This window comes from Streptomyces sp. NPDC031418, assembly GCF_055581605.1.
The window spans coordinates 1-22003 of the sequence record NZ_JBVIJC010000019.1 but is presented as its reverse complement, the minus strand read 5'-3'; the positions used below and the strand labels follow the sequence as shown (position 1 = coordinate 22003).

Sequence of the window (22003 nt, the reverse complement as noted above, 5' to 3'; positions counted from 1 at the left end):
AGTCGTGCCGCTGGGGCGATGGGGGTCCCCCTGCTCGAGCGAAGCCGAGAGCTTGGGGGAGGGTGGGCGCAGGCGGCACCCCGCCAGCGCGGGCAAGCGAAACCCCACCCGCCCAGCCACAGCACAGGGCACCCCTCAAGCACCGGCAAGCAAACCCCCGCCCAGCACAGCTCAGCGCGCCTCACAACAACCCGATATCAACCCGCCTCATCTTCGGCGCCCTCCGCTTTGGCACACACCCACTCAACAAAATCAACCGCGCCGCCCGATGCCGCTGCCCCGCATACGGCTCCAGCAACTCCAACATCACCGCATCATCCGCCCCCCGATCCCCTGCCAACGCCCACCCCACGATCCCCGGCAGATGCAGATCCCCCACCGTCACCGCATCCGCCGCCCCATGACTGCGCTGCACCACCTCCGCCGACGTCCACGGCCCCACCCCCGGCACCACCTCCAACCGCGCCCGAGCCTCACCCGCCGGCAACCCCACCACCTGCTCCAGCCGCGCAGCGACCCGCACGGCCCGCAACACCGTCGACGCCCGCTTGTCGTCCACCCCGGCCCGATGCCACTCCCAGGAGGGAATCAGCGCCCAGGTCCGCGGCGCGGGCATCACGAACATCGGCCGTTCCCCCACCCCCGCGGGCCCCGGCGCCGGCTCCCCGAACCTCCGCACGAGCAACCGCCACGCCCGGTACGCCTCGTCCGTCGTGACCTTCTGCTCCAGCACCGAGGGGATCAACGACTCCAGCACCAGCCCGGTCCGCGTCAGCCGCAACCCCGGCCGCCGGCGCCACGCATGCGCCACCACCCGGTGCCGGGGCACGAACGCCCCCGGATCATCGGCCGCACCCAGCAGCTCCGGCAGCCGCTCCAGCAGCCACTCCGCCCCGGCCCCCCACGCCTCGCCGAGCACCTCGTCGCCGTACGCCCGCACCCGCAGCGTGCCCGGGCCGGCCGGCGTGCGGCTGGTGCGCCAGACGGACCCGTCCGCCGTGGTCCGGAAGGTGGGGTCGGCCGGCCCGCGCCGCAGCGGCCCGAGCACCAGCCCGAGGTCGAGCGGCCCGTCCGGCACCCACCGCCGTACCCGGGCCGGAGCCGCCCCCGCCGGCCGCGGCACCCCCGCCCCACCGCGCGCGGGCCCGCCGACGGCCACGCCGGTCTCACCCCCGCGCACACTCGTACGCGTGGGCCGCGGAGCGAATCGTCCTGCCACTGCTGACGTCCTCGGGGTGCGAATACTTTCCTACGAGACTAGGCGGTGCCGAAGCCGTCTCACCGCACCTCGATGTACGCCCCCGCGTCCCGCTCCGCCCGCGCCCTCGGCTCCTCCGCCGGGCGGCCGATCGCCACCGCGCCCATCGGATCCCAGTCGGCCGGCAGACCGAGCGTCTCGCGCACCACGTCCCGGCAGAACATCGTGGACGACACCCACGCCGACCCCAGCCGCTCCCCGGCCAGCGCGACCAGGAAGTTCTGCACGCCCGCGCCCATCGCGACGACGAACATCTCGCGCTCGGCGCCGTCCCGCCGGGCGTCCCCGTAGTGGTGCGCGCCGTCCGTGACGAGACACGGCACGACCAGATACGGCGCGTTCCGCAGCACGTCCCCGCGCCGCACGCGCTTCGCGATCGCCTCCTCGCTCCTGCCGTCCCGGCGCAGATCCGCGACCCACGCGTCCCGCATCGCGTCCAGCAGCCGGGTCCGGGACTCCGCCGACTCCAGCAGCACGAACCGCCAGGGCGTGGTGTGGTGCGGAGCCGGTGCGGTCAGCGCCGCCGCCACCGCGCGCCGTACCGCCCCGGGGTCCACCGGGGCGTCCGTGAAGGCGCGCACCGTGCGCCGCTGGGTCACCGCCTCCCGGACCGCCTCGGAGGTGCCGAGCCGGAACATGTCGTTGGCCGCGGTACGCACCAGGGCCCGCGCCCCCCGACGGGGCTCGCCGTCCTCGCCGTACCCCTCGTCGGCCGCCTCGCTGACGATGTGCGCCAGTCCGCGCACCACCGCCACCGGCCGCCCGGCCGCCTTGCCCTTGACCAGATCACCGGCGGCGGCCAGTTCGTCGGCCGTGGCCACGACGGTCGCGCTGAGCGGATTGCCGTACGCGTCCGTGCCCCCGCGCAGATCGTCCAGCACGCGCACGCCGGCGGCGCCGATCGCCACGTCCGTGAGCCCCGAGCGCCAGGGCCGCCCGAACGTGTCGGTGACGATGACACCGACGTCGACGCCGAGCAGCTCGCGCAGGCCGGCGCGGATCGAGCGCGCGGACGCGTCCGGGTCCATCGGCAGCAACAGCACCGTGCCCGCGGGGGTGTTGGAGGCGTCGACCCCGGCGGCGGCCATGACCAGCCCCTGCCGGTTCTCCACGATCCGCAGCGTGCCGCGCCGGGCCACCACCCGCACGGTCTCCGCGTCGATCGCCGCCTCCCGGTCGGCCGCCTCCATGATCCGGCCCTCGGCCTTCGAGACGATCTTGGAGGTGACGATCACCACGTCCCCGTCGGCCAGGGCCGGCTCGGCGACAGCGATCAGCTTGGCCAGGTCGTCGCCCCGCTGCACCTCGGGGATGCCGGACAGCGCCCAGACCCGGTACTCCGCGCGCTCCGCGCTCACGCTTCCCGCACCTCCTCGGCCAGCGCCAGCGCCTCCCGCGCCATCTGCGCGGTCGCCTCCACGTCCGTCATCATCAGCGGTACGGCCCGGCAGCGGATGCCGTCCGCCTCGACCCGCGCCACCACGGCCGCGTCGACGGTGTCGACCAGCCAGCCGTCCAGCAGCCCGGAGCCGTAGTGCTCGGCGACCGCGGCGGCCGTGGACTCCACGCCGACCGCGGCGAGCACCTTGTCGGCCATCCCGCGCACGGGCGCGTCCCCGACGATGGGGGACAGGCCGACCACCGGCACGCCCGCCTCCGCGATGGCCTCACGGATGCCCGGCACGCCGAGGATGGTGCCGATGGACACGATCGGGTTGGACGGCGGAAAGAGGATGACGTCCGCCGCGGCGATCGCCTCCAGGACGCCCGGCGCCGGCTTGGCCTGCTCGGCGCCGACCGGCACGATGGCCTGGGCCGGGACCGAGGCGCGCAGCCGCACCCAGTACTCCTGGAAATGGATGGCCCGGCGCTCGCCGTCGATCTCCACGGCGACATGCGTCTCCACGCGGTCGTCGGTCATCGGGATCAGCGTCACGCCCGGCTGCCAGCGGTCGCACAGCGCCGCGGTGACCGCGCTGAGTGGGTAGCCGGCCTCCAGCATCTGCGTCCGCACGATGTGCGTGGCGAAGTCCCGGTCGCCGAGCCCGAACCAGTCGGGTCCGACGCCGTAGGCCGCCAGTTCCTCCTTGACGTGGAAGGATTCGTCGGTCCGCCCCCAGCCCTGCTCCTCGTTGATGCCGCCGCCGAGCGTGTACATCACCGTGTCGAGGTCCGGGCAGACCTTCAGCCCGAAGAGGTGGATGTCGTCGCCGGTGTTGCCGATCACCGTGACGTCCGCGTCCGGCGCGGCCTGCTTCAGGCCGCGCAGGAACCGGGCACCACCGATGCCGCCTGCCAGAACCACAATGCGCATGCGTCAAGTCTTGCAGGCGGGTACGACAACGCGTCAGGCAGTCACCGCACGAGATCCCTCGCGTGCCACGCAGTTGGGGGAGATGGGGGTCCCCCCGGTCGAACGAAGTTGAGACTGGGGGAGCATCGGCATCTCGGTCAGGCCCGGGTAGTACAGGTGCAGACTGACCGCGGGCTCCAGCGTGTCGTTCACCACCTCGTGCGCGTACCCCGGCGCGAACACACGCTGCGCGCCCGGCGCCAGGGCGCGCGTGCCGCGCCCGGCGTGCTCGGTGAGCGTGCCCTCCAGCACGGTCAGCACCCCGGAGGAGCGGCCGTGGTCGTGCAGCCCGCTGCCCTGCCCGGGCACCCAGGACAGCAGCCAGACCTCGTACCCGGGACCCGTGCGCAGCCGGTGGTACCAGCGGGTGGTGGCGTCGTAGCGCACCAGGTGGGCCCACTGGGCGCGGTCGGCGGCGATCGCGCGGGCCAGGCCCGCGAACTCGGCCACGGTGACGGGGTGCTCGCGCGGCGGCTGGAGCAGGTGCGGGACTTCGAGGATGTCGCCGGCGATCTGGAGGTCGTTGTCGCTGTTCATGGTGCGGTGGTTCCTCGGCGTGAGCGGGGGAGGAGGGAGCGGCCGAGCCGTCGACAGGGACTCGGCACAGCTGGAGCAAGGAGGGAACGGCTCAACAGCTGGGACAGCAACAACAGCTACAGCGCGCCCGGGCAGCACCGTGGGACCCGGCGGTGCGGGTCGAGGTGAGGGCCGAGTACGCGAGCATGCCCCCTAGGACAGCGGTTCACACCCGCAGTGTCAACTCGATGCCCGGAATGTGGGACATGGTTCACCTCATCCGGTTCATCTCCGGGGGTGAAAGGTTTGCGCACCGGGGTGTCGGGACACATGGGGCACATCCGGGCGCGCAGGCCGCGCGGAACGCGATCGAACGCCGGGGCGTCCTTCTTCGTACAGAGCCCTGTACGGGTCCGGCAGCCCTCTCCCGGGCTCGGCTGCGTGTCTGGGTTTATGGTGATTTGAACACTTTCCGCAGGGCCTTGGTTCCGCAGAGTGAATAACGGGCCCAATAGCAGATCTCGGCTTGACTCGCCCGGAGCAGCACACTTGTAATTTCACTCGTGTCGTTCAGCCGAAATCGGTAACGACGGCTACGCACGGGGACGCGAAAGACAGACGAGGGGCGCACATGACCGAGCTGGTGCAGCAACTGCTGGTCGACGACGCGGACGAGGAACTCGGCTGGCAGGAGCGCGCGCTGTGCGCCCAGACCGACCCCGAGTCCTTCTTCCCCGAGAAGGGCGGCTCCACCAGAGAGGCGAAGAAGGTCTGCCTCGCCTGCGAGGTCCGCTCCGAGTGCCTCGAGTACGCCCTCGCCAACGACGAACGCTTCGGCATCTGGGGCGGCCTGTCCGAGCGTGAACGCCGCAGGCTGAAGAAGGCCGCCGTCTGACCGGACAACCAGTCGAAAACGTCACGAACGGCCCGTCGCGGGTGGGTTATCCACAGGCGGCGGGCCGTCGTCATGCCCAGCCGATAGTGTGGTCGCTCGTCCGAGACGCCTCGCAGTCCCCTCGGCCCCCGAGAGGGCGCGGGCGTCCACCGCAGTCCATCGAACCGGGGCCCGTACCTCGATGTCCGTGCACAGCCATACGGCAGCCCAAGGCGGCGCCGCCCCAGCGGCGTTCGACCCGTCCCGCCCACCCGAGTTCCCGCGCCATGTGGTGACCGCGGTCCTCGTCTCCCACGACGGCGCCCGCTGGCTCCCCGACGCGCTCGCCGGGCTGCTCGGCCAGGAGCGCCCCGTCCAGCACGCGGTGGCCGCCGACACCGGCAGCGCGGACGACTCCGCGCAGCTCCTCACCGACGCCCTCGGCGACGCGAACGTGCTGCACCTCGCCCGCCGCACCGGCTTCGGCCAGGCCGTCGAGGAGGCCGGCCGCATCGCGCCCGTCCTCACCCCGGAAGACCTGCCGTACCTCAAGCGCCCCAGCGGCTGGGACCCGGTCACCCGCAGCTGGCGCGACGACGCCTACGACCTGCCCGAACTGCCGCACGGCGAACCCGTCCAGTGGTTCTGGCTGCTGCACGACGACTGCGCCCCCGAACCCGACGCCCTCGCCCAGCTGCTCCGCGTCGTCGACAACGAACTCGAACTCGGCCGCGACGACGTCGCCATCGTCGGCCCCAAACTCCGCGGCTGGTACGACCGCCGGCAACTGCTCGAGGTCGGCGTCTCCATCGCCAACTCCGGCCGCCGCTGGACCGGTCTGGACCGCCGCGAGCAGGACCAGGGCCAGCACGACCACGTCCGTACCGTGCTGTCCGTCTCCAGCGCCGGCATGCTCGTCCGCCGCGACGTCTTCGAACAGCTCGGCGGCTTCGACCGCAGGCTGCCCCTGATGCGCGACGACGTCGACCTGTGCTGGCGCGCCCACGCCGCCGGCCACCGCGTCCTGATCGCCCCCGAGGCCGTCGTACGGCACGCCGAGGCCGCCTCCCGCGAGCGCCGCACCGTCGACTGCGCGGGCCGCACCGCCGCTTCCCCGCACAAGGTCGACAAGGCCGGCGCCGTCTACACCCTGCTCACCAACACCCGCGGCGCCGCCCTGCCCTGGGTGCTGCTGCGGCTCGTCCTCGGCACCCTCCTGCGGACCGTCGCCTACCTCGTCGGCAAGGTCCCCGGACAGGCCGTCGACGAGATCCGCGGTCTGCTGGGCACCCTGCTGCGGCCCGAACGGATCATCGCCGCCCGGCGCCGCCGCGGCCCCTCCCGGATCGACAAGGGCGAACTCCGCCAGCTCTTCCCGCCGCCCGGCGCCACCATCCGCGCCACCGTGGAGCAGGTCGCGGCCAACTTCACCAGTGGCTCCGACACCGACACCGCCTCGGCCGGCCGGCACGGCGGCGCCGTGGAGTCCGGCCCCGGCGGCGACGACGCGGAATTCCTGGAGGTCGAGCAGTTCGCCCGGCTCAAGCGCATCGCCCGCAAACCCGGCCCGGTGCTCTTCCTCGGACTGCTGCTCGTCTCCCTCGTCGCCTGCCGAGCCCTCCTCGGCGGCGGTGCGCTGGCCGGCGGCGCCCTGCTGCCCGCCCCGGCCGGCGCCGGCGACCTGTGGTCCCGCTACCTGGACGCCTGGCACCCGGTCGGCACCGGCGGCACCCCCGCCGCCCCGCCCTACCTCGCCCTGGTCGCGACCCTCGCCTCCCTGCTGTTCGGCTCCACCGGACTCGCCGTCACCGTGCTGCTGGTCTGCTCGGTGCCGCTCGCCGGATGCACCGCCTACTTCGCCTCCCGGCCCCTGGTCACCTCGCGGCTGCTGCGCGCGTGGGCGGCCATCGGCTACGCCTTCCTGCCCGCCACCGCAGGCGCCCTGGCCGGCGGCCGCATCGGCACCGCCGTCCTCGCCGTGACTCTGCCGCTCATCGCGCGCGCGGGCATCGCCGCGAGCGGCCTCGCCCACCGCTCCGGCACGCGCGGCAGCTGGCGCGCCACCTGGGCGTACGCGCTGCTGCTGACCATCACCACCGCCTTCACCCCGGTCGTCTGGCCCCTCGCGCTGATCCTCGGCCTCGGCGTGCTGGTGCTGCGCCGCTCCGAGCTCGTCGCCTACGGCCTGCGCTTCCTCGCCCAGCTCGGCACCCCGCTGCTGCTCCTCGCCCCCTGGTCGCTGACCCTCCTGCCGACCGGCTTCTTCCACGAGGCCGGTCTGGAGTACGGCGCCTCCACCGCCTCCGCGACGGACCTGCTCGGCGCCAGCCCCGGCGGCGCCGGCACCATGCACGGCCTGATGCTCATCGGCATCGTGCTCGCCGCCCTCGCCGCCCTGCTGCGCTCCGACCGGCAGCGGGCCGTCCGCACCGCCTGGGCCGTCGCCCTGCTCGGCCTCCTCTTCGCGGTCCTGTCCAACAAGTCCGCCTGGGCCGGCCCGGCCACCCTCGTCTACGGCATCGCCCTGCTGGCCGCCGCCGTCCTCGGCGCCGACGGCGCACGCTCCCGCGTGGCCGAGCAGAGCTTCGGCTGGCGCCAGCCCGTCGCCGCCCTGATCGCCTTCGCCGCGGCCGCGGGCCCGCTGCTCGTCGCCGCCGGCTGGATGATCCGCGGCGCCGACGGCCCCCTGGAGCGGCGCGACCCGACCCAGGTGCCCGCGTTCGTCGCCGAGGACTCCATCACCGGCGACCGGGCCCGCACCCTCGTCCTCGACAGCGACTCCGCCACGCGCGTGCGCTACACCCTCGTCCGCGGCTCCGGCGCCCGCATGGGAGACGCCGAACTCGCCGCCGCCGACGGCGCCAACGCCCGCCTGGACAAGGTCGTCGCCAACCTGGTCGCCGGCTCCGGCGCCGACCAGTCCGACGAACTCGGCGGCTTCGCCGTCCGCTACGTCCTCGTGCACAAGGGCGCACCCCGCGAGATCACCCGCGTCCTCGACGCCACCCCGGGCCTGACCCGGCTCAGCCAGCAGAGCGGCAACTCCCTGTGGCGGGTCGACCAGGAGGTGTCCCGCGCCGCCATCGTGCCCGCGGGCGGCACCGGCACCCCCCAGCCGGTCTCCGCCGGCCCGGTCGAGATCCACACCACCGTCCCCGCCGGCCCGGCGGGCCGCGTGCTGCGCCTGGCCGACACCGCCTCCGACGGCTGGACGGCCACCCTCGACGGCAAGCCGCTCACCCGCACCACCGTCGACGGCTGGGCCCAGGGCTTCCAGCTCCCCGCCACCGGCGGCACCCTCGACGTCACCTACGACGCCCCGCTCACCCACACCGCCTGGCTGTGGGCCCAGGGCGCGCTCGGCGTCGTCCTGGTCGTTCTCGCACTGCCCGGCCGCCGCCGCGACGTCGACGACGACCTGCCCGAGGAACAGCCCCTCCCGGCCCAGGCCGCCGCGGGCGAGGGCCGCCGCGCCCGCCGGCTGCGCGCCCAGGCCGAGGAAGCGGCCACACCCGAGGAACCGGCCACGCCCGAGCAGCCGGCCGGCCCGCCGCTGCCGGAACAGCCCCCGGCCGCCGCCGTACCGCACCAGCATTCGTACGACGACTGGGACCAGAGCGGCTACGCGAACGCCGGATACCCCGGCTACCCGGCCGACCCGTACCAGGCCGGCCCCGGATACGACCAGCAGACGTACCAGCCCGACCCCTACCAGCCGGCCCAGTACGACCCCTACGCCTACCCGGGCACCGGCGACCAGCAGCCCTACGACCCGACGGCCTACCAGCAGCAGATGCCACAGGGCTACGACCCGGCGTACGACCCCGCCCAGCACCCCCACGGCACCGGCAGTGAGCGCCCCGACGGGAGCCAGCAGTGAACCGCACCACCCTGTCCCTGTTCGCCGGCACCGCCGCGCTGGCCGCCGTCACCGCGTTCGCCGCGCTCGACACCCCGGACGCGTCCGGCGCGCCCGCCCCCACGGCGGCCGCCCATCTGCCCGTGCAGCGCACCAGCCTGCTGTGCCCGGCGCCGAGCGTCTCGGACATCGCCGACACCTCGTACACGTCGTACACACCCGTCACCCAGGGCGCGGCGAGCAGCGGCAAGGCTCGCTTCCAGGCGGCCGCACAGCAGTCCGTGGACGACACGAACCCGAAGGACTCCAAGGGCTCGAAGGGTTCGAAGAAGACGCCGTCGGACCAGCCGGCGCTCACCCCGAAGGCAGCCGGCACGCCCGTCACCGGCGACACCTCCGGGGCCGACACCCCCGCGCTCATCGGCACCGCCGACGGCGGCCTCGCGCCCGGCTGGACCGTCCAGGAGACCACCGAGGTCGCCGCCGGCACCGGCCGCGGCCTCCAGGGCGTCAACTGCACCGCCCCGGACACCGACTTCTGGTTCCCCGGCGCCAGTACGGCAGCCGGCCGCACCGACTACGTCCACCTCACCAACCCCGACGACTCCGCCGCCGTCGTCGACATCGAGCTGTACGGCAAGGACGGCCAGATCAAGTCCTCCCTCGGGGAGGACCTCACGCTCCCGCCGCACGCCGGCAAGCAGATCCTGCTCTCCACGCTCACCGACCAGCGGCAGCCCGACCTGACCGTGCACGTCAGCGTGCGCAGCGGACGGGTCGGCGCGGCCGTGCAGGCCCTGGACGACAAGGCCGGCGGCGACTGGCTGACCGCCTCCGCCGACCCGGCCGCCGGCCTGGTCCTGCCGGGCATCCCCAAGGACGCCACCGACGTCAGCCTGATCGCCTTCACCCCCGGCGGCGACGACGCCGACCTGAAGATCCGGCTGGCCTCGCCCGACGGCCTGATCACCCCGGCCGGGAACGAGACGCTGCATGTGAAGGCCGGCATGACCAGCACGACCGACCTCGGCCCGGTGACCCGCGGCGAGGCGGGCTCCCTGATCCTGACCCCCGTCGACCAGCAGGTCCCGGTCGTCGCGGCCCTGCGCGTGGTCCGCGGCAAGGGCGCCGCCCAGGAGACGGCCTTCATCCCGGCCACGGCCCCCGTCGGCACCCGCGCGACGTCGGCCGACAACAGCGCCAAGGGCTCCACGCTGGCCCTGACCGCGCCCACCGCCACCGCCACCGTCAAGGTCACCGCCTCGGCCGGCAGCGAGGGCGGCACGGCGGTCTCCAAGACCTACACGATCAAGTCCGGCACCACCCAGAACATCCAGCCCCCGGCGCCGTCCGGCCTGAAGGGCACGTACGCCCTGACCGTGGAGCCCCTCTCCGGCGGCCCGGTCTACGCCTCCCGCACCCTGGCGGCCACCGAGGCAGGCGTCCCCGGCTTCACCATCCAGCCCCTCCCCGACGACCACGGAAAGGTGGCAGTCCCCCAGACGGACGAGGACCTGTCGGTCTTGCAGGACTGACCCGCGCGGCGCCGAAGAGGGGTGCGGGGCAGGGCTGTTGCCCGCCCCCAGCCCCTCAGTCCTCCCCGTACCGCGGATCCACCGTCTCCGGCGTCAGCCCGAGCAACTCGGCGACCTGCTCCACGACCACCTCGTGCACCAGCGCCGCCCGCTCGTCCCGCCCCTTGGTCCGGATCTCCACCGGCCGCCGATAGACGACCACCCGCGCCCGCCGCCCCTCCCGAGCCGGCACGACCCCGCCCAGGGGCACGGCCTCGTCCCCCCACGCCTGCTCGCCCCGCGCATCCAGCCGAGGCACCTCCAGCACCAGGAAATCGATGTCGGCCAGTTGCGGCCACCGCCGCTCAAGACGGTCCACGGAGTCCTGCACCAGGTCCGCGAACACCTCGCCCCGACTCGCCGCCAACGGCACCTGCGGGGGCGCGATCGGCCCGCGCATGCCCCGCCCATGGCGATCACGACGACGGGGCCCAGGGCCGGCGGCACGGGGCGGTACACGGTTGTCCATCACTGGGGAAGCGTAGTCCTCGCACACCCCGCCCGCCCTGCTCCACGCGCGTCCCCCACGGGCGACCCGCACCAACCAGCCACCCGGCCCCCACCGGGCCGCCCCGCTTCTGCGCTCGTCCGGCACGCGTTCCCCTCCCTGTCACAGGACGACCATTCCGGCCAAGGTCTGGCTCGTTTCCGTAACCCTCCAAGACCACCGAACTCAAGCCAATTGACCTTGTTTGTACCGAAACATGACCAGGCGCAACCCTGTCCGTACCCCGTCGTGAACCCGTCCACGCAGGTCAACAGGGCATGTTCCAGGGGGTATGTGGGGTGTTTCACACCACGACACGGTGGAGTGACCTGGTCCAGAGTCGTCGCGGCCCGCTCAAGAGTGCGGTACCGTCCAACGTCGTGAGCCCTGTACGTCGCTGTTCGCGCACCGCCTGCGGCCGACCCGCCGTCGCGACGCTGACGTACGTCTACGCCGACTCGACCGCGGTCCTCGGCCCGCTCGCCACCTACGCCGAACCCCACTGCTACGACCTGTGCGCCGAGCACTCCGAGCGCCTGACCGCCCCGCGCGGCTGGGAGGTCGTCCGGCTCCTCGACGGCTCCGCTCCCGCCCGGCCCAGCGGAGACGACCTGGAAGCGCTCGCCAACGCGGTACGCGAGGCGGCCCGCCCCCAGGAGCGCGCGGCGGAGGCGGCCGGCGGCGGCCCGCGCACGGCCGACCCCATGGAGGTCGCCCGCCGCGGTCATCTCCGGGTCCTGCGCTCCCCGGACAACTGAGCACACTCCCGGCGCCCCCAGTCCTGGTGTCCGCACACCGCCCACTTACCCCGGACGGGTAGTTTGTGGGCACCCATAGGACTTTCAGGAGGGTTGGCCGTGGCTGCTGATCTGTCGCAGATCGTGAAGGCGTACGACGTACGCGGAGTGGTCCCGGACCAGTGGGACGAGTCACTGGCCGGACTCTTCGGAGCCGCCTTCGCGGAGGTGACCGGAGCCGCGGCGATCGTCGTCGGCCACGACATGCGACCCTCGTCCCCCGGCCTCACCCGCGCCTTCGCACGCGGCGCGGCCGACCAGGGCGTGGACGTCACCGACATCGGCCTGTGCTCCACCGACCAGCTGTACTACGCCTCCGGCGCCCTGAACCTGCCCGGCGCGATGTTCACCGCCTCGCACAACCCGGCCCAGTACAACGGCATCAAGCTGTGCCGCGCGGGCGCCGCCCCGGTCGGCCAGGACACCGGTCTCGCGCAGATCCGCGAACTGGTCGAGGGCTGGCTGGAGTCGGGCGCCCCCGAGCCGGCCGCCCGGCCGGGAACCCTGAGCACCCGCGAGACGTTGGACGACTACGCGGCGCACCTGCGCTCCCTGGTCGACCTCACCTCCATCCGCCCGCTGAAGGTCGTGGTCGACGCCGGCAACGGCATGGGCGGCCACACGGTCCCCACGGTCTTCGCCGGCCTGCCCCTGACCCTCGTCCCGATGTACTTCGAACTGGACGGCACCTTCCCGAACCACGAGGCCAACCCGCTCGACCCGGCCAACCTCGTGGACCTGCAAAAGCGGGTACCGGCGGAGGGCGCCGACCTCGGCATCGCCTTCGACGGCGACGCCGACCGCTGCTTCGTCGTGGACGAGCACGGCGACCCGGTCTCCCCGTCCGCGATCACCGCCCTGGTCGCCGCCCGCGAACTCGCCCGCAACGGCGGCAAGGGCACGGTCATCCACAACCTGATCACCTCCCGCACCGTCCCGGAGGTCGTCAAGGAGAACGGCGGCACCCCGGTCCGCACCCGCGTCGGCCACTCCTTCATCAAGGCCGAGATGGCCCGCACCGGCGCGATCTTCGGCGGCGAGCACTCCGCGCACTACTACTTCAAGGACTTCTGGAACGCCGACACGGGCATGCTGGCCGCCCTGCACGTCCTGGCCGCCCTCGGCACCCAGGACGGCCCCCTCTCCGCCCTGGTGGCCCAGTACGACCGCTACAGCGGCTCCGGCGAGATCAACTCCACCGTCGCCGACCAGTCCGCCCGCCTCGCCGCGATCCGCTCCGCGTACGAGAACCGCGCCGACGTCACCCTGGACGACCTCGACGGCCTCACGGTCTCCGCCGCCGACTGGTGGTTCAACGTCCGCCCCTCCAACACGGAACCCCTCCTCCGGCTGAACGCCGAGGCGAAGGACGAACCCACCATGACCAAGATCCGGGACGAGGCCCTGGCGATCATCCGGGGCTGACATCCGGAGCCGACCTGCCGGGCAACGCCGTCCTGGGGGCCGAAAGCCCCCTGGACGGCACCGGAAGCCCGGCTCGGGGCGTGCTCCAGCGGTACGCTGACCAGGCACATCCACAGACAGACATCCGCCCTCGAAGGGACACCCCATGCCGCTCGAAGCCGGCCTCCTGGAGATCCTCGCCTGCCCGGCCTGCCACGCCCCCCTCAAGGAGCAGGACACCGAGCTGGTCTGCACGGGCCAGGACTGCGGCCTCGCCTACCCGGTCCGCGACGGCATCCCGGTCCTGCTCGTGGACGAGGCCCGCCGCCCCGCGTGACGGCGCCCGTCAGGCCGTAGACACCCCGCACAGGACCCCGGCGATCGGAGGCAACCCGCCCATGCTGGACGAATCGCTGCTCGACACCCCGGAGGGCCTCGCCGAGGCCGACCGCCGGGGCCTGCTGCGCGGCGCGGCGGAGGCCGGCGCCCGCGTCCGTACGGCGGCCCGGCACGCCGCCGAGGCCGGCATCGGCGGCCTCAAGCCCGACGGCCGCCCCCGCTCGGTGCTGATCGCGGGCCCCGGCGCCGCCGCCACCCACACCGCCGACCTCCTCGGCACCCTGGCCGGCGCCGGCAGCCCCATCGTCCGCCTGGCCCCCACCGGAGTGGCCCCGGCCGCAGGCGCCCTGCGCTGGGAACTCCCCGGCTGGGCCGGCTCCGTGGACCTGCTGCTGATCGCCACCCCGGACGGCACCGAGCCGAGCCTGGCCCTCCTCACCGACCAGGCCTACCGCCACGGCTGCTCGGTCGCGGCCGTGGCCCCCGCCGGCACCCCGCTCGCCGAGGCGGTCGCCGGCGCGCACGGCCTGTTCGTACCGATGGCGACGGCCCCGTACGACCTGGACGAACCCCTCGCCGCCTCCTCCCCGGGCGTCTTCTGGGCGCTGCTCACCCCCCTGCTGGCCCTCCTGGACCGCATCGGCCTGCTCACCGCCCCGCAGGACGCCCTGGAGAAGGTCGCCGACCGCCTGGACCACATCGCGGAGCGCTGCGGCCCGGCCATCGCGACGTACAGCAATCCGGCCAAGACCCTCGCCGCCGAGCTCGCCGACGCGCTGCCCGTGGTGTGGACGGAAGGCACCTCGGCGGGCCCGGCGGGCCGCCGGTTCGCCGCCGCCCTCGCCGAACTCTCCGGCCGCCCAGCCCTCGTCGCCGAACTGCCCGAGGCACTCGCCGCCCACAGCGCCCTGCTGGCCGGCCCGCTGGCCGCCAGCGCCGACCCGGACGACTTCTTCCGCGACCGCGTGGAGGAGCCGCCCGCCCTGCACGCGCGCGTCGTCCTGCTCCGCGACCGCCCGGGCGGCGGACTCACCGCCGCGCCCGCCGCCCGTGACGTGGCACTCAGCCACGACACCCCGATCAGCGAACTCGAACCGGAGGAGGGCGGCGAACTGGAGACGCTCGCGGAACTGATCGCCGTCACGGATTTCGCCGCCGTTTACCTGGCGCTCGCTTCCAGGGCCTGATCTGGCTCCAGGCCGGACGCACCCCCGCGCCCACCACCGGCACGGCGGCCGGCACAGCCCTCGCCTCCGCCCCCGCCGTGCCGCGACGTACGTACGGAGACAGAGAAGACACATGGACCGCCTCGACAACACCGTCCGCCCCTACGCCTGGGGCTCCCGCACCGCCATCCCGCACCTGCTCGGCGTCGAACCGACCGGTGAACCGCAGGCGGAGATGTGGATGGGAGCGCACCCGGGCGCCCCGTCACGCACCGCGCGCGGGACACTCGTCGAGGTCATCGATGCCGCCCCCGAACGCGAACTCGGCGCCCGCGCGGTCGCCAGGTTCGGTCCCCGCCTGCCGTTCCTCCTGAAGATCCTCGCCGCCGGCGCCCCCCTCTCCCTCCAGGTGCACCCCGACCTGGAGCAGGCCCGGGCGGGATACGCCGACGAGGAGCGCCGGGGCGTCCCGGTCGACGCCCCGCACCGCAACTACAAGGACGCCAACCACAAGCCCGAACTCATCTGCGCGCTCACCGAGTTCGACGGGCTCTGCGGCTTCCGGCCCCCGGTCGAGGCCGCCGACCTGCTGGACGGGCTCGGCGTCGCCTCCCTCAAGCCGTACGTCGATCTGCTGCACGCCCACCCCGAGGACGCGGCGCTGCGCGAAATGCTCACCGCGGTCCTCACCGCCGACCGCGAGGAGATGGCCCACACGGTCGCCGAGGCCACCGCCGCCTGCGCCCGCCTCGGCGGCGCCTACGCCCCCTACGCCGACATCGCCCACCACTACCCGGGCGACCCCGGCGTCATCGCGGCCATGCTGCTGAACCACGTCCGGCTCCAGCCCGGCGAGGCGCTCTTCCTCGGCGCAGGCATCCCGCACGCCTACCTCGACGGCCTCGGCGTCGAGATCATGGCCAACTCCGACAACGTCCTGCGCTGCGGCCTGACCCCCAAGCACGTCGACGTCCCCGAACTGCTGCGCGTCGTGCGCTTCGAGGCGGGCGACCCCGGCGTACTGCGCCCGGAGGCCTCCCCGGACGGCGAGGAGGTCTACGAGACCCCGATCGACGAGTTCCGCCTCTCCCGCTACGTCCTCCCCGAGGCCGGCGCCGCCCACGACGTCACCCGCGACGCCCCGCAGATCCTGCTCTGCACGGCCGGTTCCGTCCGGGCGGGCGAGGAGGAACTCAGCGCCGGCCAGTCGGTCTTCGTCCCGGCCGGCGAGCACACGCAGATCTCGGGCACGGGCACCGTCTTCCGCGCCACTGTGATCGTATGACCGGCCCTGTGGATACCTGACACGCCAAGGCCCGGCCGGACTGCAAGAATGGCCCACCGGCAAAGGCCGGGCAAAGCGCGAAGGCGACGACAAGGTCGAAGGGACAACGCGGACACATGAGCGCGTCAGGCGGTACGAAGGCGATCGTGGCGGCACTCGGCGCCAACCTCGCGATCGCGGCATCCAAGTTCGTGGCGTTCGCGTTCAGCGGCTCCTCCTCGATGCTCGCCGAGGGCGTTCACTCGCTGGCCGACTCCGGCAACCAGTTCCTGCTGCTGATCGGCGGCAAGCGGGCCGAGCGCGAGGCCACCCCGCAGCACCCGTTCGGCTACGGCCGCGAGCGCTTCATCTACGCCTTCCTCGTCTCGATCGTGCTCTTCTCCATCGGCGGCATGTTCGCCATCTACGAGGGCTACGAGAAGATCCTCCACCCGCACGCCCTGAAGAGCTGGTACTGGCCGGTGGGCGTCCTGGTCTTCGCGGTGATCGCCGAAGGCTTCTCCTTCCGCACCGCCATCAAGGAGTCCAACGAACTGCGCGGCACGCTCTCCTGGGCGCAGTTCATCCGCCGCGCCAAGGCACCCGAGCTGCCCGTCGTCCTGCTGGAGGACTTCGGCGCCCTGATCGGTCTGGTTCTCGCCCTCCTCGGCGTCGGCCTCGCCGTGCTCACCGGCGACGGCGTCTGGGACGGCATCGGCACCGTCTGCATCGGCGTTCTCCTCGTCTGCATCGCCCTCGTGCTGGCCGCCGAGACCAAGTCCCTGCTGCTCGGTGAGGCCGCGGGCCTGGACGTGGTCAAGAAGATCGAGGAGGCGACCGTCGACGGGAAGACCGTCACCGGCATCATCCACATGCGCACGCTGCACCTCGGCCCCGAGGAACTGCTGATCGCGGCCAAGATCGCCGTCCGGCACGACGACACGGCCGCCGAGGTGGCAGCCGCCATCAACGCGGCCGAGACCCGCATCCGCACCGCCGTCCCCATCGCCCGCGTCATCTACCTGGAACCGGACATCTACAGCGAGGCCGAGGCCGCCAAGGGCCCCGACCCGCAGGCCACCCCCGGCGGCCCGAACCCGCACGCGCTCGGCCACTGAGCCCCCGGTCGGCCGGAACCATACGCAACGGACTGGGGACGACCGGGTCGCGCGGTGTAGCTTGGGACGGAGCCAGACGTCGCTGCTGATGGCGGTCGGGCGGTCCCGGACGGACCGACCGAGGGAGAGAGGGCCTCCGACGGACTGCGCTGCGCGTACGTGGGCATGCCTGTGTCCTCTTCTCGGGCACCCCTGTGTCCGCCGCCGCGCAGACCAGCCGTACCCACCTCGACCCGACACCGAGGAGCAGCTCGCAATGACGACTGTCGACAACCGACAGGACTTCAAGGTCGCCGACCTCTCCCTGGCCGAGTTCGGCCGCAAGGAGATCACCCTCGCCGAGCACGAGATGCCCGGCCTGATGGCGATCCGCAAGGAATACGCCGAGGCGCAGCCCCTGGCCGGTGCCCGCGTCACCGGTTCGCTGCACATGACCGTGCAGACCGCCGTGCTGATCGAGACCCTGGTCGCGCTGGGCGCCGAGGTCCGCTGGGCGTCCTGCAACATCTTCTCCACCCAGGACCACGCGGCCGCGGCCATCGCGGTCGGCCCGAACGGCACCCCGGACAACCCGCAGGGTGTCCCGGTCTTCGCCTGGAAGGGCGAGACGCTGGAGGAGTACTGGTGGTGCACCGAGCAGGCGCTGACCTGGCCGGACAGCCCCACCGGCGGCCCGAACATGATCCTGGACGACGGCGGCGACGCCACCCTCCTCGTCCACAAGGGCGTCGAGTACGAGAAGGCCGGTGAGGTCCCCGCCCTGGAGACCGCCGAGTCCGACGAGCACCGCGTCATCCTCCAGCTGCTGCACCGCACCCTGGCCGAGAACCCCCAGAAGTGGACCCAGCTGGCCTCCGAGATCCGTGGTGTCACGGAGGAGACCACCACGGGTGTGCACCGGCTGTACGAGATGCAGCGTGACGGTGTGCTGCTGTTCCCGGCGATCAACGTCAACGACGCGGTGACGAAGTCGAAGTTCGACAACAAGTACGGCTGCCGGCACTCCCTGGTGGACGGGATCAACCGTGCCACCGATGTGCTGATCGGCGGCAAGACGGCTGTCGTGTGCGGGTACGGCGATGTCGGCAAGGGGTGTGCGGAGTCGCTGCGGGGTCAGGGTGCCCGGGTGATCATCACGGAGATCGACCCGATCTGCGCGCTTCAGGCGGCGATGGACGGCTACCAGGTGACCACGCTGGACGAGGTCGTGGAGACCGCGGACATCTTCATCACCACGACGGGCAACAAGGACATCATCCTGGCCTCGGACATGGCGAGGATGAAGCACCAGGCGATCGTGGGCAACATCGGTCACTTCGACAACGAGATCGACATGGCCGGTCTGGCGAAGATCGAGGGGATCGTCAAGGACGAGGTGAAGCCGCAGGTCCACACCTGGACGTTCCCCGACGGCAAGGTGATCATCGTGCTGTCCGAGGGGCGTCTGCTGAACCTGGGCAACGCCACCGGCCACCCGTCGTTCGTGATGTCGAACTCCTTCGCGGACCAGACGCTGGCCCAGATCGAGCTGTTCACCAAGCCCGACGCGTACCCGACCGGTGTGTACGTGCTGCCCAAGCACCTGGACGAGAAGGTCGCCCGTCTCCACCTGGACGCCCTCGGCGTGAAGCTGACCAAGCTGCGCCCGGAGCAGGCCGCCTACATCGGCGTCGACGTCGACGGCCCCTTCAAGCCGGACCACTACCGCTACTGAGCCGCATTCCGCGTCTCACGCAGGTCCTCCGAGGCAGGCCCCCGCACCCCCGTGCCGGGGGCCTGCCCCTTCGGCCTCCGGCCGGATCAGCCCGTCACCACCCAGGACCCCCATGCCCCGCGGCCGCTATTCGCTCCACGATCCGCACGATCACACCCCCCTCGGGGAAGAGCACTTCCAGTGCGCCCCCGGCCCGTCCGGCTGGCGCTACGTCTCCCGGCTGACGACCCCCGCCGGCGAACACCGCGGATCGGTCGACCTGGCGCTGGACGACCTCGGCCGCCCCCTCCGCCTCGAACTCCACGCAGCCGACTGGCAGGTCCGCGGCGCCGCGCTGGACGGCGTCACCTGGGTCCGCACCGACCCCACCGGCACCCATGCCACCGAAGGCAATGTGCCCGCCCACGCCTTCACCGGCGCATCCCCCGCCTTCCTCATCGCCACCGCCCGGCTGCTGCGCCTCACCCCCTCGTCCGCCGCGACCCGCGTACGCCTGGTGGCGTTCACCGAACCGGTCCTCGCCCCCCGCACCGTGGACCAGTCCTGGGCCCTGGTGAACAGCGAAGCACACGCCACTGACAACGGCCCGCTGACCGTGGACGAATACCAGGTCACAGCCCTGGACACCGGGGAACGGCACACCATCCACATCGCCGGCGACGTCGTCCTGTCCGCGCCCGGGATCGAGCTGGAGGACCTCCAGTCACCACCGTCGGCGTTCGCCTGAGCACCCCGGACAGGGCCGGGAACCGCCGACCTGGCCGCCGGCCCTACGCGGGCGGCGCGAATCCGGTGGCCGGACGGTCGGCCGGCCGCTCCTCCCGCGCCACCACGGGCGGCAGGGCAGCCGAACCCGGCGCCTCCGGCTCCGGGCGCTGACTCCCACCCTGCGACGGAGCGGACCACCCGCCCCCCTGCGACCCCCCAGGCGCCGGAGACAAGGACCCACCCGCCGCACCGGCCTGCGCCGCAGCCGCGGCCCCGGCCACCGGCGGAACGAAACGATCAGCAGCCGAGGTCTGCCGGGCGGCTTCCCGAGCCTGCCGCTCATGCACCACGGCCGCGAGAAAGGCCGCCGGCGGCAGACCCTGCGGCACCACCGCCCCCGTCCGCGCCACCAGATCCGCCGCGAGCCGCTCCGCCATGCCCTGCGAGACCCGCGGATCGAGCTGTTCCATCCGCGTCAGGTACTGCCGGACCGCAAGCCACAGACCGTCCGGAACAGCCGCCAGATCCAGCTCGGCGAACCGCCCCGCAAGCCCCGGCGGAGGAGACGGCACAAAGCCGGTCCGCCCCACCGGTATCCGCTCCCGCACCACCAGCGTCCCGGCGAACACATCCCCGAGCCGTCGCCCCCGCGCCGACACCAGCGAGGCGATACAGGCCACCACGCCGAAGGTCATCAGAATCTCGACCACACCGATCGCGCCGCGCACCAGCGCGTGCCGGAACCGGATCGGACCGCCGTCGTCCCGCACCACCCGCAGCCCGAACGCCAGCTTTCCCAGCGAGCGCCCATGACTGAGCGTCTCCACCGCGATCGGCCCGCCGACCAGCACCAGCAGGAACGCCGCGATCGACAGCGCGGTCTGCGCGGCCTCGTCCAAGGAGGACGTCGTCGCCACCAGTACGACCGTGACGGCGATGTACACCGCCATGGCCACCAGCAGATCGAGCAGCACGGCCAGCGCCCTGCTCGGCAATTTCGCGGGCCGCAGTTCGAGGGCCACCGCCTCGCCCGTCACCAGCTCACTCACGCCCGCCGTCCTTCCCCTGGTCCGCCCCGTGAACAGCAAGTCTGCCAAGCTGTGGGCGCATCGCGCCCCAGTACGACAAGCTGACAACAACTTCGAGCATCCACGACGAGCAGTCGGCCACCAGCCCGAGGAGCAGGCAGACCCGATGGACCTGGACGTCTTCGTCTCCGCACACCAAGCCGAATGGGACCGCCTCGACGCCCTGCTCCGCCGCCAGCGCCGGCTCAACGGCACCGAGGCCGACGAACTCGTCACCCTCTATCAGCGCACCGCGACCCATCTGTCGCTCATCCAGTCCAGCGCACCGGACCCGCAGCTGACCGGACGGCTCAGCCGCCTCCTCGCACGCGCGCGCAGCGCCGTCACCGGCACCCGCCGCGCCTCATGGCGCGACGTCACACGCTTCCTCACCCAGGGATTCCCCGCGGCCGTCTACCGCGCCCGCCACTGGTGGGTCCCGACCGCGCTCGTCTCCACCACGGTGGCGATCCTGCTGGGCTGGTGGATCGGCACCCACCCCGCGGTGCAGTCGGCGATCGGCGCCCCGAGCCAGCTGCGCGACCTGACCCGCCCCGGCGGCGAGTACGAGACCTACTACTCCAGCCACCCCGCGGCCGCCTTCGCCGCCCAGGTGTGGACGAACAACGCGGAGGCGGCCGCGATGTGCCTGGTCCTGGGCATCTTCCTGGGCCTGCCCGTCCTGCTGATCCTCTTCGAGAACATGCTCAACCTGGGCGTCGGCTTCGGCCTGATGTCGTCGGCCGGCCGCCTCGACACCTTCCTGGGCCTGGTCCTCCCGCACGGCCTGCTCGAACTCACCGCGGTGTTCGTGGCGGCCGGCACCGGTCTGCGCCTCGGCTGGACGCTCATAGACCCGGGCCCCCGCACCCGCCGTGCGGCCCTCGCCGAGGAGGGGCGCGCCGCGGTGGGCATGGCGATCGGCCTCGCCCTGGTCCTGTTCGTCTCCGGCGCCATCGAAGGCTTCGTCACCCCCTCGGGCCTGCCCACCTGGGCCCGGATAGGCATCGGCGTCGTGGCTGAACTGGCCTTCCTTGCGTACGTCTATGTCCTGGGCGGCCGTGCTGCCCGCGTCGGCGAGACGGGTGACCTCGAAGCGGTGGACCGCAGCTCCGTCGTGCCCACGGCCGCCTGATGTGCATCCGGCCCCGGTGAGCTGCTAGTCTCCTCATCTCCCCGCGAGAGCCGTTGACACGGCGGGAGCGGGGAGGTAGATTCAAACAGTTGCCTAGAACTGGACAAGTTCGAGGGCCGCCGATAGAATCTACGAGCTTCCGGGACGTCGGTACGACATCCGAGAAGCATCCCCCGATTACTCAGAAATGAGCGGCCGGTCAGACCGGCCAAGAACTTCTGATAAAGTCGGAAACGCCGGAAAGGAAACCGCGAGAGCGGGGAACTGGAAAAGCGCCGAGGAAATCGGATCGAGAAAAGATCTGATAGAGTCGGAAACGCAAGACCGAAGGGAAGCGCCCGGAGGAAAGCCCGAGAGGGTGAGTACAAAG

General features: G+C 72.7%; 18 protein-coding genes. 12 read left to right on the top strand and 6 right to left on the bottom strand.

Annotated elements, in window-relative coordinates:
- Positions 1-181: 181 nt before the first annotated feature.
- The 4 genes from ACZ5CZ_RS26645 to ACZ5CZ_RS26630 are packed head-to-tail and all read right to left on the bottom strand — an operon-like array spanning position 182 to position 4148.
- Positions 182-1219 carry a DNA-3-methyladenine glycosylase family protein gene (locus ACZ5CZ_RS26645; protein WP_468946636.1) on the bottom strand — a complete coding sequence of 346 codons (1038 nt, stop codon included), beginning with the start codon at positions 1217-1219 and terminating at the stop codon, positions 182-184.
- A 59-nt stretch (positions 1220-1278) separates the two neighbouring features.
- Positions 1279-2616 (bottom strand): coenzyme F420-0:L-glutamate ligase, encoded by a 1338-nt coding sequence (locus ACZ5CZ_RS26640; protein ID WP_468946633.1) that lies wholly within the window; start codon positions 2614-2616, stop codon positions 1279-1281.
- Complete coding sequence (gene cofD / locus ACZ5CZ_RS26635; protein WP_468946630.1) at positions 2613-3572, bottom strand: 2-phospho-L-lactate transferase; 960 nt, start codon at positions 3570-3572, stop codon at positions 2613-2615. The genes ACZ5CZ_RS26640 and cofD overlap by 4 nt, the downstream gene beginning before the upstream one ends.
- 33 nt (positions 3573-3605) lie before the next feature.
- A complete protein-coding gene (locus ACZ5CZ_RS26630; RefSeq protein ID WP_468946627.1) occupies positions 3606-4148 on the bottom strand; it encodes a cysteine dioxygenase in 543 nt (180 codons plus the stop codon).
- Between the two features lie 610 nt (positions 4149-4758).
- Between ACZ5CZ_RS26630 and ACZ5CZ_RS26625 the strand changes: the two genes are divergently transcribed.
- The 3 genes from ACZ5CZ_RS26625 to ACZ5CZ_RS26615 all read left to right on the top strand — a co-directional run bounded on the left by ACZ5CZ_RS26625 (position 4759) and on the right by ACZ5CZ_RS26615 (position 10395).
- Positions 4759-5022, top strand: a complete 264-nt coding sequence (locus tag ACZ5CZ_RS26625) for a WhiB family transcriptional regulator (protein ID WP_003975777.1) — start codon at positions 4759-4761, stop codon at positions 5020-5022.
- A gap of 181 nt (positions 5023-5203) precedes the next feature.
- On the top strand, positions 5204-8881 hold the full coding sequence (locus ACZ5CZ_RS26620) for a glycosyltransferase family 2 protein (RefSeq protein WP_468946624.1): 3678 nt from the start codon (positions 5204-5206) through the stop codon (positions 8879-8881).
- Complete coding sequence (locus ACZ5CZ_RS26615) at positions 8878-10395, top strand: DUF5719 family protein (protein WP_468946622.1); 1518 nt, start codon at positions 8878-8880, stop codon at positions 10393-10395. Before ACZ5CZ_RS26620 ends, ACZ5CZ_RS26615 begins: the two co-directional genes overlap by 4 nt.
- Before the next feature lie 55 nt (positions 10396-10450).
- On the opposite strand, the gene ACZ5CZ_RS26610 is transcribed toward ACZ5CZ_RS26615, so the two are convergent.
- Positions 10451-10903 (bottom strand): metallopeptidase family protein, encoded by a 453-nt coding sequence (locus ACZ5CZ_RS26610; protein ID WP_385844826.1) that lies wholly within the window; start codon positions 10901-10903, stop codon positions 10451-10453.
- Between the two features lie 398 nt (positions 10904-11301).
- Between ACZ5CZ_RS26610 and ACZ5CZ_RS26605 the strand changes: the two genes are divergently transcribed.
- The 8 genes from ACZ5CZ_RS26605 (at position 11302) to ACZ5CZ_RS26570 (ending at position 19450) form a co-directional block, all read left to right on the top strand.
- The gene (locus ACZ5CZ_RS26605; protein WP_385844825.1) at positions 11302-11679 is read left to right on the top strand and encodes a DUF3499 domain-containing protein; all 378 of its coding nucleotides are present in this window, start codon (positions 11302-11304) and stop codon (positions 11677-11679) included.
- 99 nt (positions 11680-11778) lie between these two features.
- Positions 11779-13143 (top strand): phosphomannomutase/phosphoglucomutase, encoded by a 1365-nt coding sequence (locus ACZ5CZ_RS26600; protein WP_468946617.1) that lies wholly within the window; start codon positions 11779-11781, stop codon positions 13141-13143.
- Positions 13144-13288: 145 nt separating this feature from the next.
- Entirely contained in the window at positions 13289-13459 is a 171-nt protein-coding gene (locus ACZ5CZ_RS26595) for a Trm112 family protein (RefSeq protein ID WP_141360461.1), read from the top strand.
- A 61-nt stretch (positions 13460-13520) separates the two neighbouring features.
- A complete protein-coding gene (locus ACZ5CZ_RS26590; RefSeq protein ID WP_468946614.1) occupies positions 13521-14648 on the top strand; it encodes an SIS domain-containing protein in 1128 nt (375 codons plus the stop codon).
- A 112-nt stretch (positions 14649-14760) separates the two neighbouring features.
- Positions 14761-15912 carry a mannose-6-phosphate isomerase, class I gene (gene manA, locus ACZ5CZ_RS26585; RefSeq protein ID WP_468946612.1) on the top strand — a complete coding sequence of 384 codons (1152 nt, stop codon included), beginning with the start codon at positions 14761-14763 and terminating at the stop codon, positions 15910-15912.
- A gap of 116 nt (positions 15913-16028) precedes the next feature.
- Positions 16029-17009: a cation diffusion facilitator family transporter gene (locus ACZ5CZ_RS26580; RefSeq protein WP_385844821.1), complete on the top strand. Its 981-nt coding sequence runs from the start codon at positions 16029-16031 to the stop codon at positions 17007-17009.
- Between the two features lie 256 nt (positions 17010-17265).
- Entirely contained in the window at positions 17266-18723 is a 1458-nt protein-coding gene (gene ahcY / locus ACZ5CZ_RS26575) for an adenosylhomocysteinase (protein WP_385844820.1), read from the top strand.
- Positions 18724-18835: 112 nt separating this feature from the next.
- A complete protein-coding gene (locus ACZ5CZ_RS26570; protein ID WP_468946608.1) occupies positions 18836-19450 on the top strand; it encodes a hypothetical protein in 615 nt (204 codons plus the stop codon).
- 43 nt (positions 19451-19493) lie between these two features.
- On the opposite strand, the gene ACZ5CZ_RS26565 is transcribed toward ACZ5CZ_RS26570, so the two are convergent.
- Positions 19494-20480: an RDD family protein gene (locus tag ACZ5CZ_RS26565; RefSeq protein WP_468946605.1), complete on the bottom strand. Its 987-nt coding sequence runs from the start codon at positions 20478-20480 to the stop codon at positions 19494-19496.
- A gap of 145 nt (positions 20481-20625) precedes the next feature.
- Here ACZ5CZ_RS26565 and ACZ5CZ_RS26560 point away from each other — a divergent pair, with 145 nt between their 5' ends.
- Positions 20626-21633, top strand: coding sequence for a stage II sporulation protein M (locus ACZ5CZ_RS26560; RefSeq protein ID WP_468946851.1), 1008 nt, complete (start codon positions 20626-20628; stop codon positions 21631-21633).
- Positions 21634-22003: the final 370 nt, after the last annotated feature.